This window comes from Janthinobacterium sp. GW823-FHT01H08, from assembly GCF_058797855.1.
The window spans coordinates 1484722-1501894 of sequence record NZ_CM179504.1 but is presented as its reverse complement, the minus strand read 5'-3'; the positions used below and the strand labels follow the sequence as shown (position 1 = coordinate 1501894).

Below are 17173 nucleotides of genomic sequence, written 5' to 3'. Positions count from 1 at the left end.
AGATGATAAAGATACTCAAATTAAGCCTTTGCGGATTCGGCCAGACTCCATGCCTTGGCTTGCAACGCCTTGGCACGATCGTCGTATTTCGAGTCAACCAACTTCATCTCATCGTCGGTCACATCTTTAAATTCACTTGTAATCAGTTCACGCGCACGGTCCGCAGACAAGGCCAGGATTGCGCCAAATTCGTCGTATGCCAGTGCTGCAAATGCTTCTACGGTCTTGATACCAGCCAGACCCAGCTTGCCGGCGGTGATGCGATCCATGCCTTCCAGATTCACCAACGCCTCGTCCATGCCTTCCAGACCCTCTTCCGAAGCGATCGCTTCGGTCACGAGCGCATCACGCGCACGGGTACGGAGTTCATTGACGGTATCTTCGTCAAACGATTCGATTTCCAGCATTTCGGAAATTGGCACGTAAGCGATTTCTTCCAGACTGGCGAAACCTTCTTCCACCAGAATATCGGCCACTTCCTGGTCGACATCGAGCTTTTCCATGAACAGGATGCGCACGGCAGCCGTTTCCTGGGCAGCTTTGTCGGCCGATTCTTCGGCCGTCATGATGTTGATCTTCCAGCCGGTCAGGTCCGAGGCCAGGCGCACGTTCTGGCCGGAACGGCCGATCGCGATTGCCAGGTTTTCTTCGTCCACGACGACATCCATCGCGTGTTTTTCTTCATCGACCATGATCGACGACACGTTCGCCGGCGCCAGGGCGCCGATGACGAACTGCGCCGGATCTTCCGACCACAGCACGATGTCGACACGTTCGCCGCCCAACTCGCCGGTGACAGCCTGCACGCGCGAACCGCGCATGCCGACGCAGGTACCGATCGGGTCGATGCGCTTGTCGGCCGTGTAGACGGCGATCTTGGCGCGCACGCCGGCATCGCGGGCTGCGGATTTAATTTCCAGCATGCCTTGCTCGATTTCCGGCACTTCCAGCTCGAACAGCTTCATGATGAATTCCGGCGCGGTGCGCGACAGGATCACTTGCGGGCCGCGCATATTGCGGTCGATGCGCAAGATGTATGCACGCACGCGGTCGCCGATACGCAGATTCTCTTTCGGGATCATCTGGTCGCGTGGCAGACGTGCTTCGATCTTGCCCGATTCGACGATGGCGTCGCCGCGCTCCATGCGCTTGATGGTGCCGGTGACGAGCGAATCGCCGCGTTCCAGGAAGTCGACCAGGATCTGTTCGCGTTCGGCGTCACGTACGCGCTGCAGGACCACCTGTTTGGTATCCTGGGCGAAACGGCGGCCGAATTCAACGGATTCGATCGGTTCTTCGATATGGTCATCGACTTCGATATCGGGAATCTGTTCTTTTGCCTCGAAATGCAGGATCTCCTGATCCGGCAATTGCAGGCCCGCTTCATCGGGCACGACGTGCCAGCGGCGGAACGATTCGAATTCGCCCGTTTCGCGGTCGATCGAAACGCGGATGTCTACTTCACCCTCATACCGTTTCTTCGTGGCTTGCGCCAACGCGAATTCGAGGGCGCCGAAGACGACATCTTTATCGACGTTTTTTTCGCGCGCCAGCGCGTCAACCAATAATAAAACTTCGCGGCTCATGCTTTGCGTCCCTTAAAAACCACCTGCGGCACCAAGCGTGCCTTATCCACATCGGCGAGCGTAAACTCCAACATCGCCGGACCATCCTTACCTTCAAATTCCAACGACAATTTATCGCCCACGGGTTCTTGCAAGATCCCCTGGAACGATTTCCGGTTGTTCGTACCCGGCATCGCCACCATCAGCTTGACGATGATTTCCTGGCCTGCGAAACGGACAAAGTCTTCCAGCTTGCGCACCGGACGATCGAGACCCGGGGAAGAAATCTCGAGACGCTCGTAAGGAACGTTCTCTACCGTCAACACATGCGATAACTGGTGACTGACCGTGGCACAGTCTTCGACCGTGATCGGACCTTTTTCAGCGGCATCGGCGGCGCTGAAATCAATAAAGACGCGCAGCAGCCCGCGCTCGGCACGTTCGACATCAACGAGCTCATAGCCCAGACCTGTAACTGTCTTTTCAATTAATCCCAACTGCTGCAAGAAATTCTCCAGAAATAAGGCCCGTTTTCGGCATGACAGCGCCGCAATAAGCGCCGACAACATGCAAAAACACGCATTCAAGTCATATATGGCCCCTTGCGGAGCCATTACAAACGGTTCAACAAAAAAAAAATGGGCATCTGCCCATCTTCTTGTATTTTCCCAACCAGATGAAAGCACTCCCCACCAAACAACCCTGCGGAGAACTTTTATTAGGCTGCAGATTATAACCTCTTATTAACTTCGCCGCAATGCCGCACACGAGGAGCGGCCCGGCTTACAACAGTTACAAGAGCGCGCACCCGCGGCAGATCGGCGGGCGCGCAAGAAGAAACTCTTCCCGATTAACCTTTGCTGCGGCGGCGCGGCATGCCATCCATGCCGCCGCGATCCATGCCGCCGCGCGGCTGGCCGCCGGAACGTGCTTGCCCACCGGCACCACCGCCGGCATTGCGGCGCGGACCCGTGTTGGCGAAGCCGAAGGCCGTTTGCAGCGGATCGGGCTGGCGCGGACCGCGCTGCGGCGCGCGGCCTTCGCCACCCGGACGGCCCTGGCCTGCCGCACGCGGCGGACGGCCCTGGCCTTGGCCTTGCGCACCTTCGAACGATGCCGACGAACGGGGCTGGCCGCCCTGGAACGGACCTTGCGGCTGGCCGCGGCCCGGACCACGCGCTTCGCCTGGACGGCCGGCGCCGCCCGGGCGGCCCTGGCCTTGCGGACGGGCAAACTGGCCTTGCGGCTGGCCACGGCGCGGCGCGACAGGGAACGGATCGGCGTTGCGGTTGCTCACATCGATGCGGTTGCCATTCGGCTCGTCATCGCGGCTGGCCTTGCGCGCTTCGCGGCCCTTGGCGGCGCCAGCGGCACGGGGGTCGCCCGATGCCGGCATTTTCTTTTCGATGCCGTAGGCGGTCAGCAGGTCGCGCACGGTGTTTTCATCCATCTCTTCCCAGCGGCCGCGTTTCAGGCCGCTCGGCAGGGTCATGGCGCCGTAGCGGGTACGGATCAGGCGCGAAACGGTCAGGCCGATGGCTTCGAACATGCGGCGCACTTCGCGGTTACGGCCTTCGCCGATCACCACGCGGTACCACTTGTTGATGCCTTCGCCGCCGCCATCGGCGATCTTCGAGAACTGCGCCAGGCCGTCTTCCAGTTCGACGCCGGCCAGCAGCTTCTGGCGCATGCCCTCTTCCAGCTCGCCCAGGGTACGCACGGCGTACTCGCGGTCGATGCCGTAGCGCGGGTGCATCAGGCGGTTGGCCAGGTCACCGGACGTGGTAAACAACAGCAAGCCTTCCGTGTTGAAGTCGAGGCGGCCAACGGCCAGCCACTTGCCCGCCTTCATGGTCGGCAGGCGGTCGAAGACGGATGGACGGCCGTCCGGGTCGTTGTGGCTGACGATTTCGCCGGCCGGCTTGTGGTAGACCAGCACGCGCGGCGGCTTCTTGCTGACACGGCGCTGGATCAACTTGCCGTTGATGCGCACATGATCGCTCGGCAAGATGCGCTGGCCGATGTGGGCCGGCTCGCCATTCACGGACACGCGGCCCGAAATGATCAGATCTTCCATGTCGCGGCGCGAACCGAGACCGGCTTCGGCCAGCACCTTGTGCAGCTTCGGCGCATCGTCGTCGGACGTCAGGTCGCGGCGCACGGCCGCTTTCTGTACACGGCCCGTGCCGCCTTCTTCGCTGTCGAAGGCGTCGGACGTAACGAACGAGAAGACGGCATCAGCGTCGCTGAGCTTGCCTGGCGCAGCCTGGCGGCCCTTGCCCTTTTTACGGCTCTTGCCGGCATTCTTGCCGGCGCCCGGCACGTCGTTGCGGGGACCGCGCGGCAGGCGCGGGCCGGACACGAGGTTGCCTTCGGCATCGAACACATCGGCGACAGGCGCGGCAGCTTGCTCTGCGGCAGGTGCTGCGGCAACGGCATCGGCTGCCTGCGGCGCTTCGGCGCGCGGCGGCTGGCGCAACGCGCGCTCCGCTTGCACACCGCGCATCTGGCGCGGACCGCGGGTCGGGCGTGCTTCGGCCAGCTTGTCAGCGACGGCTTCCGGCGCCGTTTCAGCGACGGCGGCAGCTGCCTTGGCGGCGGCGCGGGCGCGCGGCGGACGCGGCGCCGGGGCGGCAACCGCCTCGGCTGCGGCTTCCGCGGCGTCGGCCACGGCCTTCAGGGCCGGCTTGGCGCGGGTTTTCTTGGCGGCGGGCGCAGCGTCGGCAGCGACAGCTTCAGCGACGGGCGCATCGGCGGCCACGTCGGCTTTCGTGCGGCGCTTCGGCTTGGCGGCGACAGCGTCGCCAGCCGTGCCGGCAGCAGCCGCGTCAGCTTCGATCTGGGCCTTGGTGCGGCGCTTGGGCTTGGCAACGATGGCTTCGTCGCTGGCGGTTACTGTCTCGGGTGTGTTCGGATTATTCATTCTTCGTTTCTTGGCTGTGCTGACCTGGCGCAGCGTCAACCGTTAATTCTGGCGCAGGGTCGTGAGTGTAGGCTTCGTCCATGGGCGAAGCATCGGGGCCGGCATCAAGGCTTGCTGTCACATCTACATCTGTCACAGCCGTATTGCTACCTGCACCAAGCTGGGGGACAAGCTCATTGCTTGCCTTGTCAAAATTTTCCTGCAGGGCCGCTTCCAGGGCTTCAAGCCCATTGCCCTGCATCTCGCTGATTTGCTGCAAAGGCGGCAGCTGGGACAGCGATTGCAAACCCAGATCATCCAAAAACTGCTTGGTGGTGGCCAGCAAGGCCGGCCGTCCCACCACGTCGCGGTAGCCGATGGCATCGACCCAGCCACGGTCTTCCAGCATCTTGATCGTCTGCGAATTGACGGCAACGCCGCGAATTTCCTCGATATCGCCGCGCGTCACCGGCTGGCGGTAGGCGATGATGGCCAGGGTTTCCAGGGTCGCCCGCGAATACTTGGGCGGCCGCTCGGGCGTCAACCGGTCGAGATACATCTTCATTTCCGGGCGGCTTTGAAAGCGCCAGCCCGAAGCCAGACTGACGATCTCGATGCCGCGCCCTTCCCACTCGTCGCGCAACTCTTCCAGCAATTGCTTGATCGTGTCGGCGCCAACGCCGACACCGCGCACACGACCATTCTCGTCCGCATCGACGAACAGCTTTTTCAGGCTGTGGATCGTCAGCGATTCACGAGCGCACAGCAACGCGGTTTCGAGGACTTTTTTAGCCTCAATTGTATTCATAGCAATTCTGTGCGGATGTGTGTTGCAATTCGTATGCAGAGAAAGAAATCAAAAACGTTCATTTCAACGTAACAGATGGCAGACATCGATAATGACGCCGTGCTGGGTTACTAGTTGAGGCTGTTTTTCCGACGCCTTGGCCGATGCGCGCAAAGCGGGATTAAAGCGGATGCAGTGAAAGTCCTGCCATCCATGGTGCTGGCCTTAATTAACCTTCACTAAGTAACCAGCAATGAAGCGATCTCCGGAGCAGCTGCTTTTCCCGTGGCGGCGAACCAGCCAGACAGGAGAGCGACAGTCGTCGTTTCATCCAACGATGCCAATTGTACCTGATAAAAAGCGGAAAAGCGCAAAACCGGGCAAAACACGCGTTTTACCCGGCCTTGGCGCGACACATCGCCCGTACCTCGCGCATCACAGGGAGGCGAGTTTCTCCGAAAGAATGGCCGATGCACCCAGGAAAGCTGGATACTGCGCCGTGATGACGAAGGTCGGCACTTGTGACACGTAATTGGCGAAGCGGCCCTTGCGCTCGAAGCGGGCGCGGAAACCGGAACGGTCGAAACGCGCTCCCAGGCGTGGCACGATGCCGCCGCCGATATAAATGCCGCCCAGCGCGCCCAGGGTGACGGCGACGTTGCCCGCCACCGTGCCGAGCATGCAGCAGAACGCTTCGATGACGTCGTCGCACAGCTGGGATTCGCCGGCCAGCGCGCGGCGCGTGATTTCCGCCGCCGGCAAGGCTTCGGCCGGCACGCCCGCGCGGTCGGCCAGGGCGCGGTAGATCAGTTCCAGGCCATCGCCGGAAATCAGGCGCTCGGCCGAGACGTGCTCGTATTCGCGCCAGGCAAATTGCAGGATGCTCACTTCCGTCTCATTGAACGGCGCAAAGCTGACGTGGCCGCCTTCGCTTTGCAGGGCGATCCAGCCGCCGTGCGAAGGAATCAGGCCCGACACGCCCAGGCCCGTGCCGGCGCCGATCAGGCCGATGGCCGTGTTCGGACGGGCCGTGCCCGCGCCCACCTGGTGCTTCTGTTCGCTCGACAGCTGCGGCAAGGAACGCGCCAGGGCCGTGAAATCGTTGACCACATCCAGGGTCGTGAAACCGCACTCTTCGCGCATGGCGCGGATCGAGAACGACCAGTGGTGGTTCGTCATGCTGAGGAAGTCGCCGTCGACGGGGTTGGCAATGGCGATCACGGCATGGCGCACGGCTTGCCCGCCTGCGGCAGCGATGTGCGGCAGGGCCAGGTAGGCTTGCAGGGCGGCGGACAGGCTCGGGTAATCGGCACAGGGCAGCACTTCGACCAGGGTGATGTGGCCGGCGGCCACTTCCAGGGCGAAACGGGCATTGGTGCCGCCCACGTCGGCCAGCAGGCGCGGTCCATCGGCAAAGGCGGAAGTCGGCAGTACGGGAGAAGACGAAGCGCTCATGATTTTAAATGATGAAGTGGGACGCATGGGACGCCAAGCTTAAAGGATGAATGCGCCCGGAGGCAAGCAAAGTTTGTAGTTTAAGTACATCAAAACAAGCCTTTATTGGTAGTTCCACTCCAAATGCAACAGGCAAGGCCAAAGTTACTCGAAAACAATGATTTATAGTAAGTACCTACACTCGACAGATACACCAAAAGCATGCTGCATAGCAGCAGGAATCGCCTGAAAACAAGAGTATGCCGCAGTTTGCGCAAAGCCGCTTATATGGGGCGGCGCTGGCGCGGCGCTGCCGTCCTGGCGGCCCCACGACAGCACTTTCGTATTATTACTACCGGTTTTTACGGTCCGCCGGCGATGCGGCAGGCATGCGCCGATCAGGAGGGCAAGCCTTCGCCCAGCAGGCTGGCGGGTGTCGGCTGGTCCGAGCGGTAGGCGGCATTCCACGCGTCGAGGCCGCCATGCAGGGGCTTGGCCCGGTGAAAGCCGTGCTGGTGCAGCAGCTTGGCCACTTGCGCGGCCGTCACGTCATTGGGGCAGCTGCAATACACGATGATGTGGCGGTCCTTGTCCATGGCGATCATGGCAGGCACGGGTTCCTTGCCATTGAAGAACAAGGCGCCCGGCACGGCCGGTTCCAGCGCTTGCGCCGTGGCGCTGCGCGCGTCGACCATCAGCGGCTCCTCGCCCTGCTCTATGAGTTCAAGCAATTCGTCGATGCCGATGCGCTCGATCTGCAAGGCCTGGCGGAAACGCCGGCGTTCGAGGAATTTGTACAGCAGGAACAAGCCCAGCAAGGCGGCCAGCATCAGCAAGGCCGTACTGCCCATGGTGCTGAGCAAGTCCAGCACCTGCTGCACGCTGGCGTGAAAGATCACGCCGACGGCGATGCCGGTGCCGCTCCACAGCAAGGCGCCCAGGCCCGCATACAGGAAGAACAGGCGCGGCGGCGTGCCGAGCGCACCCGACATGGGCGCGGCCACGGTATTGAATCCCGGCACGAACTTGGAGACGATCAGGGCTTTCGGGCCCCAACGCTTGAATTTGTCTTCCGTCTGGCTGACGCAGTAATCGGGCGATAGCGAGATGCGGCACAGCAGCCGCAGGATGCGCTTGCCGAAATGGCGGCCCGCGCGGAACCATGTGAAGTCGCTGATCAGGCAGGCGCCCAGCGCGGCGGCCAGCACCAGCCCCCCATTCATGTCGCCATCGACGGCCAGCGCCCCCGCCACCACGAGAATGGGAAAGGCGGGAATCGGCAAGCCGAGCTGCTCCACCAGCACGATGCCAAAGACAATCAGGACACCGTAATGTTCGAGCAGATAAATGAGGTTGGGCATGGCCGCTATCTTACCGTAAAAAGCCCCCTACAACTGCACGCCCTTCGGTATGGCGCTTAATAAGGTGCGCGTGTACGGATGCACGGGATTGCGGTACAGCTCGTCCGAATCGGCCAGCTCCACCACCTGCCCCTTGTGCATCACCATCACTTGGTCGGCGATGTATTTGACGACGGACAAATCGTGCGAAATGAAGATGTAGGACAGGCCGAATTCATCCTGCAAATCCTGCAGCAGGTTGAGCACCTGCGCCTGCACGGACACGTCCAGCGCCGAGACGGATTCGTCGCACACCAGAATCTCCGGCTGCATGGTCAGGCAACGGGCAATGGCGATGCGCTGGCGTTGGCCGCCCGAGAACTCGTGCGGATAGCGGTGGAAAGCCTGTTCCGGCAAACCGACTTTATCGAGCAGCCAGTAGGCCTTGGCGATGCGTTCCTTGTCATCGACGCCGATCTTGTGGATGCGCATGGGTTCCAGCAAAATCTGCCCCACCGTAAAGCGGGGATTCAAGGACGCGTACGGATTCTGGAAGATGATCTGGATGCGGCGTTTATAGGGCAAATACTCTTTGTTCGGCATGGCAATCAGATCCTTGCCGTGGAACATGGCCGTGCCGCCCGTCGCCTGGTGCAGGCGCAGCAGGGTCAGGCCCACCGTCGTCTTGCCGGAGCCGGATTCGCCCACCACGCCCAGGGTTTTTCCGCGCGGCAAAGTGAACGACACGTCCTTGACGGCCTGGAATTCGCGCTTGCCGAACAGGCCCTCGCGCGTATAAAAGCTTTTACTGAGGTTATTCACCACCAGCACCGGTTCGTCGCCCGGCGTGTAGCCGCGCGTGCGCTGTTTCACCTCAACGCCGGGGCCAGCCTTGCCTTCCATATAATCAGCGATGACGGGCAAGCGCCACGGGCGCTCGTCCAAGGACGGTCGGCAATGCAGCAGCGCTTTCGTGTAACTGTCTTGCGGCGCTTCGAACACTTGCCGTACCTCGCCCGTCTCGCGCACTTCGCCGTGGCGCATGACGATCACCTGGTCGGCGATCTCCCCCACCAGGCCCAGGTCGTGGGTAATGAAGAGCACCGACATCTGGTGCTTCTTTTGCAGCGCCGCGATCAGGTCCATGATCTGCTTCTGGATCGTCACGTCCAGCGCCGTCGTCGGTTCGTCCGCGATCAGCAGTTTCGGCTCGCAGGCGATCGCCATGGCGATCATCACGCGTTGCTGCTGGCCGCCCGACATCTGGCTCGGGTAGGCGTCGATCTTCGTGGCCGGGTCGGGTATGCCCACTTCTTCGAGCAGCGCCAGCGTACGCGCCCTTGCCTGCTTGCGGTTCATGCCCATGTGCTGGCGCAGCACTTCGGCGATCTGGAAGCCGACCGTGAACACGGGATTCAAGGACGACATCGGTTCCTGGAAGATCATCGAGATATCCTTGCCGCACATGGTACGGCGCTCGGCGATCGACAGTTGCAGCAAATCGCGCCCGCCGAAGTGGATGCGCGATTGCGGATCGATGATGGTGCTGTCAGGCGGCAGCAGGCCCATCACGGCCAGCGAGCTGACGGACTTGCCGCTGCCCGACTCGCCCACCAGGGCAACGGTGCTGTTGCGCGGCACGTTGAACGAGATGCCCTTGACGGCTTCGAACGTGGTCTTCTTGTCCAGGCGGAAGGTGACGCGCAGGTCGCGCACTTCCAACAGGTTATTCTGGTCCATGAGCAACTCCTATTTCACTTTGGGGTCGAGCGCATCGCGCAAGGCATCGGTAAACAGCGAGAACGCCGTCACCAGCACGGCCATCGCCGTGGCGGCGGCCGTCAGCTGCCACCATTTGCCCAGGATCAGTTCATTTTGTGCCTCGTTGAGCATGCTGCCCCACGAGACGGTGCCCACCGGCACGCCAAAGCCGAGGAAACTCAGGATCACTTCCGCCTTGATGAAGCCCACGACGAGAATCGACATTTGCACCAAGGCAACGTGACTCACGTTCGGGAAAATGTGCGAGAACATCTTGCGCCAGTGCGAGGCGCCGATGGCGTCGGCCGCCATCACATATTCGCGCGCCTTGTGCTTGATGTATTCGGCGCGGATCAAGCGGTACGGCCCCGTCCAGCCCGTCAAACCGAGAATCAGCACGATGGTCAGCACGCCCTTCTGCTGCAGCACGGCCGCCACCGTCAAGATCATCAAAATCGACGGGATCGACGTGAAGATGCTGTAGAACCAGTTGAAGAAATCATCGACGATGCCGCCGAAGTAGCCGGACACGGCGCCAAAGATCGTGCCCAGCACCACGGCCAGCAAGGCCGCCACCAGGCCCACGACGATCGACGTCTCGCCGCCCTTGATGGTTTTCTGCACGATATCGTGGCCCCACTTGTCGGCGCCGAACGGCAAGGTCGCCGCCTTGTGCGCGATCAGCTTTTTCGTCTTGCCCATGCCCGCGCGCAAGGCCGTCAAGTCGTCGGCCAGCGGGTCGGTGACGCCGTACATCTCGACGCCGGCAGATGGATTGCTGCCCATCTGGGCGCGCAGTTCGGCGATATCGTCGGCCAGCGGGTCGAGCACGTTGACTGGCGTGGGCGCGCTGCGCTCATCGGCCAGGGGAATGGCGCCGTCGGCGGCGCCGGCCGCATCCTTGTCGGCACCGACAAACGTGGGCGGCGCATAGCTGACGGCCACTTCGTCTTCCCAGTTCGCCGCCACCAGGCCGCTGGCAGACGCCAGCACCAGCAGGAAAAATGCGCCGACCACGGCCAGCGATACCATTGCAATCTTGTCGCCGCGCAAACGGCGCCACGCCAGGGCCCACAGGCCGGGCGATGTATGAGGTTTCGACATCGTCTCTTTCTACTTCAGTTGTACGCGAGGATCGACCGCCTGGTACAGCAGGTCGGTGAGCAGGTTGAAGAGCATGGTGGCGGCGGCAACATACACGGTGATCGCCTTGATCACCGGAAAGTCGCTGCGCTCGACGGCCAAAATCACTTCACGCCCGATGCCGGGAATGCCGAAGAAACGTTCCAGCAGGAAAGCGCCGATCAGCAGGGCCGGCAAGTTCGACATCACATAGGTAATGATGGGAATGCCGGCGTTGCGCAGCACGTGGACCCACATGATGCGGCCTTCCTTGAGGCCCTTGGCGCGCGCCGTGCGCACGTAATCCTGGTTGGCCTCGTCCAGCACGAAGGTGCGGAACAGGCGCAGGGTCGGCGCGATCGACACGGCCAGGCCAATCAGGATGGGCAGGGTCGAATAGCGCAGCAGGTTTTCCCAGAAGCTGTCGCCCCAGCCCTGCACGGGGAACAGGCCCAGCTTGTAAGCAAAACCGTACTGGAAGACGATGATGTAGACGAGAATGGAAATCGACATGCCCACCGTGCAGGCGATCATCACCATGCGGTCCGTCAGCGAACCGCGCACGAACGCGATGGCCAGCGCCAGCGCCACGCCGAAAAACGTTTCCAGCACGGTCAGCGGGATCAAGACCATCATCGACGGGCCCAGGCGCGAGGTGATGATGTGCGACACGGACTCGCCGGTCGCCCAGCTCTGGCCGAAGTCAAACGTGACGATCTGCTTGATGAAGATCCACAGCTGCACGTAGTACGGCTGGTCGACGCCCAGCTGGCGGCGGATGTTGGCGATGCTTTCCGCACTCGACATCTTGCCGGCCAGGATGTAGGCGGGGTCGCCGCCCACCCAGTTAAACAATATAAACACCAGCAGGACGACGCCCAGCATGGTGGGCAGCATCTGCCACAAGCGGCGCAGGATATAAGCAAACATAATGATTCCTTGTTGTTATAAGCGTCGCTTATTTATTGGCCGAGGCCGCAGGGGCTGGCGCCGCTGGCGCGCCCGTGCTGTCGATATCCATGTACGCCCATTCCTGGAACAGGATCGGGTGCTTCTTGTAGCCCTGCACCGACTTTTGCGCCAGCATGTTGCGGTAGCGCGCGTAGCCGATCAGGGCGCCCGCATTGACTTCCAGGCGGCGCGCCATCTTGTGGAACAGCTCGTCGCGCTCGGGGCTGGCCGGCATGGCCTGGCTGGCCGCGTACCATTTATCGTACTCGGGGTCCTGGTAGCAGCCGTTGTTGTTCTGGTGCGTGTTGGGGCCGTAGAACAGCTGCATGAAATTGTCGCCGTCCGGATAGTCGGCCAGCCACGGCGCCGTGCGCGTCTGCATCTTGCACTGCTTTTCCGTCTTCAAGATATCGGAAAAGATCATGCGGTCGTTTTCCATGCGGATGCCCAGCGAGTTGTACGTCTTGCGCCACATTTCCGCCTGCAGCACGCCGTTGGCTTCGTTGCGCGAAGCATAGCGGATCAAGAGCGGTTTGCCATCCGGCAAGGTGCGCCAGCCGTCGGCGCCCTTCTTGTAGCCGAATTTATCCAGCAATTTATTCGCCAACACGGGATCGTATTGCAGCAGGGATTTATAGTGCGGATCGTAGCCGACGACGCCGGGCGGGATCGGATAGTCGAGGCGCTTGGCCTGGCCATTCCAGATGATGCGGATTTCCTCGTCGATATTGTGTGCCATGGCAATCGCGCGGCGCAGGGCGATCTTTTCCTTGCTGAAGCCGCCCAGGGTGGGGTCTTCCATATTCCAGTAGTAATAGCTGATTTCCGGGTCCAGCAGACGCGACAACTGCACGCCCTTCTCCGCCAGCTCGGGACGCAGCTTGCCATTCAGCAACGCCTTCGGCGCCAGCGGGCCGTCGAGCCAGAACACGTCAGTGCCGCCGCTCTGGAACGACAGCCAGCGCGACTGGTCTTCGATCATCACGGAAATTTCGATGCGGTCGATGGCGGGAATGCGCTTGCCCTGCATCTGGCGCACGATGCGCTGGTCGTCCGGATCGTCGCCAGCCATGAAATTCCACGTTTCCGGCAAGTGCTGCGGATTGCGGTTCAACACGATGCGGTTGCCGCGCGTCCATTCGCCCAAGGTGTAGTAGCCGGTGCCGACGGGATTCGAGCCCACTTCGCCCTTCACGTCGCCGTATTTGTCCACCACTTCGCGCGCCACGGCGGCCGTCGGCACGTAGGCGAGGATCATGGGGAAATTGAAATCGGTCTTGGTCAGCGAGATGCGCAGGGTGTACGGGTCGAGGATTTCCAGTCCCGCCACCTTCTTGCTGTAATCGAGCTTGTTCGACTTGGCCGCGTCCTTGGCCAGGTCGTCCAGCCCCACCACCTTGCCTTCGAACAGCCAGCTGTGCGGCGACGCCAGGCGCGGGTCGAACAGGCGCTTCCACGAATACACGTAGTCGGCCATCGTCAGTTCGCGGCGCTTGCCGCCGAACGCGGCGTCAGGCGTGTACAGGATGCCTTTTTTCAGGCGGATGGTATAGGTCTTGCCGTCGGCCGACACTTCCGGCATGGCGGCCGCCGCGCCGGGCACCACCTTGACGGGGCGCGCCAGGTAGTCATAGGTGTACAGGGTGTCGAAGACGGCCTGCGTGATGTGGTTCGAATACAGGTCGCGCGCGGTGGCCGGATCGAAGCCCGTCTCGGCGGCCGGCAGGATATAGCGCAAGGTTTTGACCGGCGCGGCCGCGGGGGCAGCGTCAACGGCCACGGCCGCCAGCGGCAGGGTGGCCAGGCAGGCGAGCAGCGCCACGCGCCGCATCCATGGTGACTTCATGTAATACCCTTCATCTCGATTATCTGTCGCACCGTATTGGTGCGCTTGTACTGGCTTCCCCCTGGGATACAGGATTCCACCGCCAAAACCAGTCCATCCTCGCAAGATCTATGCCTTGTTCATCGCCAGCCGGACCTGCAAGCAGGCGAGCCGGAAAAAGGCGTAACGATAACGCATATTCCGTTCGCCGGGCGAAAAGCCGCAGCACTGGCGTGGCGTGGCGCCACGCTCACCTGCCTCGCCGGGAGAATCTTGCGCAGCGCAACAAAGACAGGTCGCCGCCATGAAAAACCGGCCTGGCAGTAACCCTTACGGATTCGAATGACAGCCGTTTTTATCGCAGTACGGAAAATGCGCATCGCAGTGCAACATTGAAATAATTGCAAATATTGAAACACGTCAACATTATAAAAAACACTGTTGTTTCCATGCTGAAAGCGGGTGTGTGCGCGTTGACAAGGTTTCTCGACAAATGGTCTTATCGATCACGACGGCTCACACGATATGCCGTTTGATCCATAGCGATTGCCGACGCAGCAATCTTTATCACCCTGGCAAAGCTGTGCCGCACAAGGGCCGGCCGAGCATACTTTCGGAGTTCTGAGAATGATGATGGAAACAGTGATGTCCCGCTCCGTACGCCTGATTTTTTCGGGTAGCGTAGCAGCGCTCAGCCTGGGCATGATGGCTGCGCCGGCAATGGCGCAAGACGCCAATGTACAACGTGTGGAAATTACAGGTTCGAGCATCAAACGGGCTACGGCCGAGACCGCGTCGCCGGTACAGCTCATCACCCGCGACGACTTGATGAAATCGGGCAAGGCCACCGTGGCCGAATACCTGCAAACCCTGACCGCCGATGGCGCCGGCTCCCTGCCGACGGGCTTCGGCAACGGCTTTGCCGCCGGCTCCACGGCCATCTCGCTGCGCGGCCTGGGCGCCACCTCGACCCTGGTCTTGCTCAATGGCCGCCGCATGGCGCCGTTCGCGCGCGCCGATGACGGCCAGAAGAGCTTTACCGACCTGTCCACCGTGCCGATGCAGATCGTCGAGCGCATCGAAATCCTCAAGGACGGCGCCTCGTCGACCTACGGCGCGGACGCCATCGCCGGCGTCGTCAACATCATCCTGCGCAAGGACTTCGAAGGCCTGACCCTGAAAGGCGACACGGGCATCTCCGGCGACAGCGACGCCAAGCAGCACCGCGCCTCGCTGACCTTCGGCAAGGGCAACCTGGATACGGATAAATTCAACTTCGTCCTCAATGCCGAGTACAGCAAATCGGACATGCTGATGAACAATGACCGCGCCGGCCGCAAATGGATAGGCAAGGCCGACCTGCGTCCGTATGGCTATGCGATCAACACCCAGTTCGCCGGCGGCTACATCAATGGCAACAACGACGCCAATCCCTCGCCGACGGGCCTGATCCGCGACCCCGTCACCAACAACTATGTGTCCCTGCCCGGCTGCTCCAGCTTGTCCGTGTCTTCGCCGCAAGATCCGAAGGGCGGCTGCCTGTGGCACCACGACCAGTTCCGCTCGATGCAGCCGAAGATCGAATCGATCAACCTGTATACGCGCGGCACCTGGCAAGTCAATGCCGATACCCAGGTGTATGCGGAGGCGGGCTACTCGAAGCGCGATACGGCCTTCACCCTGATCCCGCCCTCGATCACGCCGACCATCGCCTTCCCGCCGAACGCCACCAGCCCGACTGGCGTCGTCAACTACGGTTCCGGCGCCGGCACCACCATTGTGCTGGCCGCCAACCATCCGCAAAATCCGTATGGCGTGCCGGTGCGCGTGCGTTACCAGGCTTTCGATGCGGGCGCCAGCACGCGCCAGGCCAACAATGAGTTCAACCGCATCGTGCTCGGCGTCAAGGGCAACGCCATGGGCTGGGACTACGATGCCGGCTATACGCACTCGGAATCGAAGCTGCACCTCGATTACAGCAATATGCTGAACATGGCCGTCGTCAAGGATGCGCTGGGCAATCCGAACAGCCAATATTTCCCGTACTACATCGGCGCGCAGGCGGGCAAGAATCCCGCCTCGCTGTACGCGGCCATGGTGACGAACGCCACGTCCGATTCCACCACCAAGCTCGACATCATCGACTTCAAGGCCTCGCGCGAGCTGATGCAGTTGCCGGGCGGCGCCCTGGGCCTGGCCGTGGGCGCGGAACACCGCCGCGACAAGCTCGACAATCCTTCGCTGTCGGGCACGCAGGACGGTTCCATCAACTCCAGCTATGTGGCGGCCAAGGGCGACAGCAAGGTCTCGGCCGTGTTCCTCGAAGTGCTGGCGCCCGTGATCAAGACGGTGGAGCTATCGGGCGCCTTGCGTTACGACAAATATGACCGTTTCTCGTCGACCACGCCGAAGCTGGGCGCAAAGTGGACACCGGTGAAAACCTTCGCCGTGCGCGGCACGTATTCGGAAGGCTTCCGCGCGCCAGGCCCGGCGGAAAGCAATGCCAATTCGCAATCGACGGGCACCTCGACCGTCAGCGATCCCGTGCGCTGCCCGGGCGGCACCCGCCTGCCGGGCGCCAATGCCAGCGATTGCGAACTGCAGGTGGCGGCCGTCAAGATCGGCGACCCGAGCCTGAAGCCGGAAAAGTCCAAGGGCTACACCCTGGGCCTGGTGTGGGATCCGTTCAACGATACCAGCCTGTCGCTCGATGCCTGGAAGATCAAGCGCGAAAACGAGATCAACCCGCTGCCGTACAACGAAGCGGCCGCCCTGCCGACGGCCGTGCGCGCCGACAATAACCTGACCATCAATGGCGTGGTGGTGCCGAACACGGGCACCTTGCTGATCACCAAGGCACCGTACCGCAACTCCAGCTACACGGAGATCAAGGGTATCGACCTGGACGTCAAGCAGCGCGTGCGCCTGGGCGACTACGGCCGCGCCACGTTCGGCCTGACCTGGACCCACATCGCCTCGTGGGTGCGCGCCGAGTCGGCCACCGTGCGCTACCAGTTCGCCGGCACGCATGGCAATTGCGATACCTCCAACTGTGCCGGCACGCCGAAGGACAAGATCAATCTGACCGGCTCGTGGGACCTGGGCAACTGGAACGTCAGCGGCGTGCTGAACTACCGTTCGGATATGAAAAATATCAAGTTTGAAGGCGATCCTTGCGCCTCCAAACTGGCGAACGGCACGCCGGCGCCGAACGGTTGCAAGCTCGCCTCGTTCACCACGCTCGACCTGTCGAGCCGCTGGAACGTCAACAAACAGTTGCAACTGTTTGCCTCGATCAACAACGTGACCGACAAGATCGCCCCGCTCGACCCGCTGACCTACGGCGGCATGAGCTATAACCCGATGGATGCCAGCGGCGCCATCGGCCGCTACTTCAAACTGGGCGCCAGCTACAAGTTTTTCTAAGCATACACCCGTATCCTGGCGCAAGGCGGTGAGCAATCACCGCCTTTTTTTTCATCCGCG

Annotated in this window: 11 protein-coding genes; 1 reads left to right on the top strand and 10 read right to left on the bottom strand. The window is 61.7% G+C overall.

What is annotated here, in order from left to right; genetic code table 11:
* Positions 1 to 20: 20 nt before the first annotated feature.
* The 10 genes from nusA to AC3RCG_RS06605 all read right to left on the bottom strand — a co-directional run bounded on the left by nusA (position 21) and on the right by AC3RCG_RS06605 (position 13708).
* Positions 21 to 1586 (bottom strand): transcription termination factor NusA, encoded by a 1566-nt coding sequence (gene nusA / locus AC3RCG_RS06650; protein WP_070222358.1) that lies wholly within the window; start codon positions 1584 to 1586, stop codon positions 21 to 23.
* Positions 1583 to 2071 (bottom strand): ribosome maturation factor RimP, encoded by a 489-nt coding sequence (gene rimP, locus AC3RCG_RS06645; protein WP_035828693.1) that lies wholly within the window; start codon positions 2069 to 2071, stop codon positions 1583 to 1585. The genes nusA and rimP overlap by 4 nt, the downstream gene beginning before the upstream one ends.
* A gap of 344 nt (positions 2072 to 2415) precedes the next feature.
* The gene (gene rluB / locus AC3RCG_RS06640) at positions 2416 to 4488 is read right to left on the bottom strand and encodes a 23S rRNA pseudouridine(2605) synthase RluB (RefSeq protein WP_492404470.1); all 2073 of its coding nucleotides are present in this window, start codon (positions 4486 to 4488) and stop codon (positions 2416 to 2418) included.
* Positions 4481 to 5275: an SMC-Scp complex subunit ScpB gene (scpB, locus tag AC3RCG_RS06635; RefSeq protein WP_070219235.1), complete on the bottom strand. Its 795-nt coding sequence runs from the start codon at positions 5273 to 5275 to the stop codon at positions 4481 to 4483. The genes rluB and scpB overlap by 8 nt, the downstream gene beginning before the upstream one ends.
* A 414-nt stretch (positions 5276 to 5689) precedes the next feature.
* Positions 5690 to 6709, bottom strand: a complete 1020-nt coding sequence (locus tag AC3RCG_RS06630) for a glucokinase (RefSeq protein ID WP_070219236.1) — start codon at positions 6707 to 6709, stop codon at positions 5690 to 5692.
* A gap of 377 nt (positions 6710 to 7086) precedes the next feature.
* The gene (locus AC3RCG_RS06625; RefSeq protein WP_070291155.1) at positions 7087 to 8049 is read right to left on the bottom strand and encodes a VTT domain-containing protein; all 963 of its coding nucleotides are present in this window, start codon (positions 8047 to 8049) and stop codon (positions 7087 to 7089) included.
* A 27-nt stretch (positions 8050 to 8076) separates the two neighbouring features.
* Positions 8077 to 9768, bottom strand: a complete 1692-nt coding sequence (locus AC3RCG_RS06620; protein WP_492404472.1) for an ABC transporter ATP-binding protein — start codon at positions 9766 to 9768, stop codon at positions 8077 to 8079.
* Positions 9769 to 9777: 9 nt separating this feature from the next.
* Positions 9778 to 10893, bottom strand: a complete 1116-nt coding sequence (locus AC3RCG_RS06615) for an ABC transporter permease (protein WP_070219239.1) — start codon at positions 10891 to 10893, stop codon at positions 9778 to 9780.
* A gap of 9 nt (positions 10894 to 10902) precedes the next feature.
* Entirely contained in the window at positions 10903 to 11841 is a 939-nt protein-coding gene (locus tag AC3RCG_RS06610; protein WP_070219240.1) for an ABC transporter permease, read from the bottom strand.
* Positions 11842 to 11869: 28 nt separating this feature from the next.
* Positions 11870 to 13708, bottom strand: a complete 1839-nt coding sequence (locus AC3RCG_RS06605) for an ABC transporter substrate-binding protein (protein WP_492404475.1) — start codon at positions 13706 to 13708, stop codon at positions 11870 to 11872.
* A 624-nt stretch (positions 13709 to 14332) separates the two neighbouring features.
* Between AC3RCG_RS06605 and AC3RCG_RS06600 the strand changes: the two genes are divergently transcribed.
* Complete coding sequence (locus AC3RCG_RS06600; protein ID WP_492404477.1) at positions 14333 to 17113, top strand: TonB-dependent receptor; 2781 nt, start codon at positions 14333 to 14335, stop codon at positions 17111 to 17113.
* Positions 17114 to 17173 lie beyond the last annotated feature (60 nt).

Coding starts and splice junctions, on each gene's coding strand:
- AC3RCG_RS06630 (WP_070219236.1), bottom strand. CDS start 6,709: ATGAGCGCTTCGTCTTCTCCCGTACTGCCGACTTCCGCCTTTGCCGAT.
- AC3RCG_RS06610 (WP_070219240.1), bottom strand. CDS start 11,841: ATGTTTGCTTATATCCTGCGCCGCTTGTGGCAGATGCTGCCCACCATG.
- nusA (WP_070222358.1), bottom strand. CDS start 1,586: ATGAGCCGCGAAGTTTTATTATTGGTTGACGCGCTGGCGCGCGAAAAA.
- AC3RCG_RS06615 (WP_070219239.1), bottom strand. CDS start 10,893: ATGTCGAAACCTCATACATCGCCCGGCCTGTGGGCCCTGGCGTGGCGC.
- AC3RCG_RS06620 (WP_492404472.1), bottom strand. CDS start 9,768: ATGGACCAGAATAACCTGTTGGAAGTGCGCGACCTGCGCGTCACCTTC.
- AC3RCG_RS06605 (WP_492404475.1), bottom strand. CDS start 13,708: ATGAAGTCACCATGGATGCGGCGCGTGGCGCTGCTCGCCTGCCTGGCC.
- rluB (WP_492404470.1), bottom strand. CDS start 4,488: ATGAATAATCCGAACACACCCGAGACAGTAACCGCCAGCGACGAAGCC.
- AC3RCG_RS06625 (WP_070291155.1), bottom strand. CDS start 8,049: ATGCCCAACCTCATTTATCTGCTCGAACATTACGGTGTCCTGATTGTC.
- scpB (WP_070219235.1), bottom strand. CDS start 5,275: ATGAATACAATTGAGGCTAAAAAAGTCCTCGAAACCGCGTTGCTGTGC.
- AC3RCG_RS06600 (WP_492404477.1), top strand. CDS start 14,333: ATGTCCCGCTCCGTACGCCTGATTTTTTCGGGTAGCGTAGCAGCGCTC.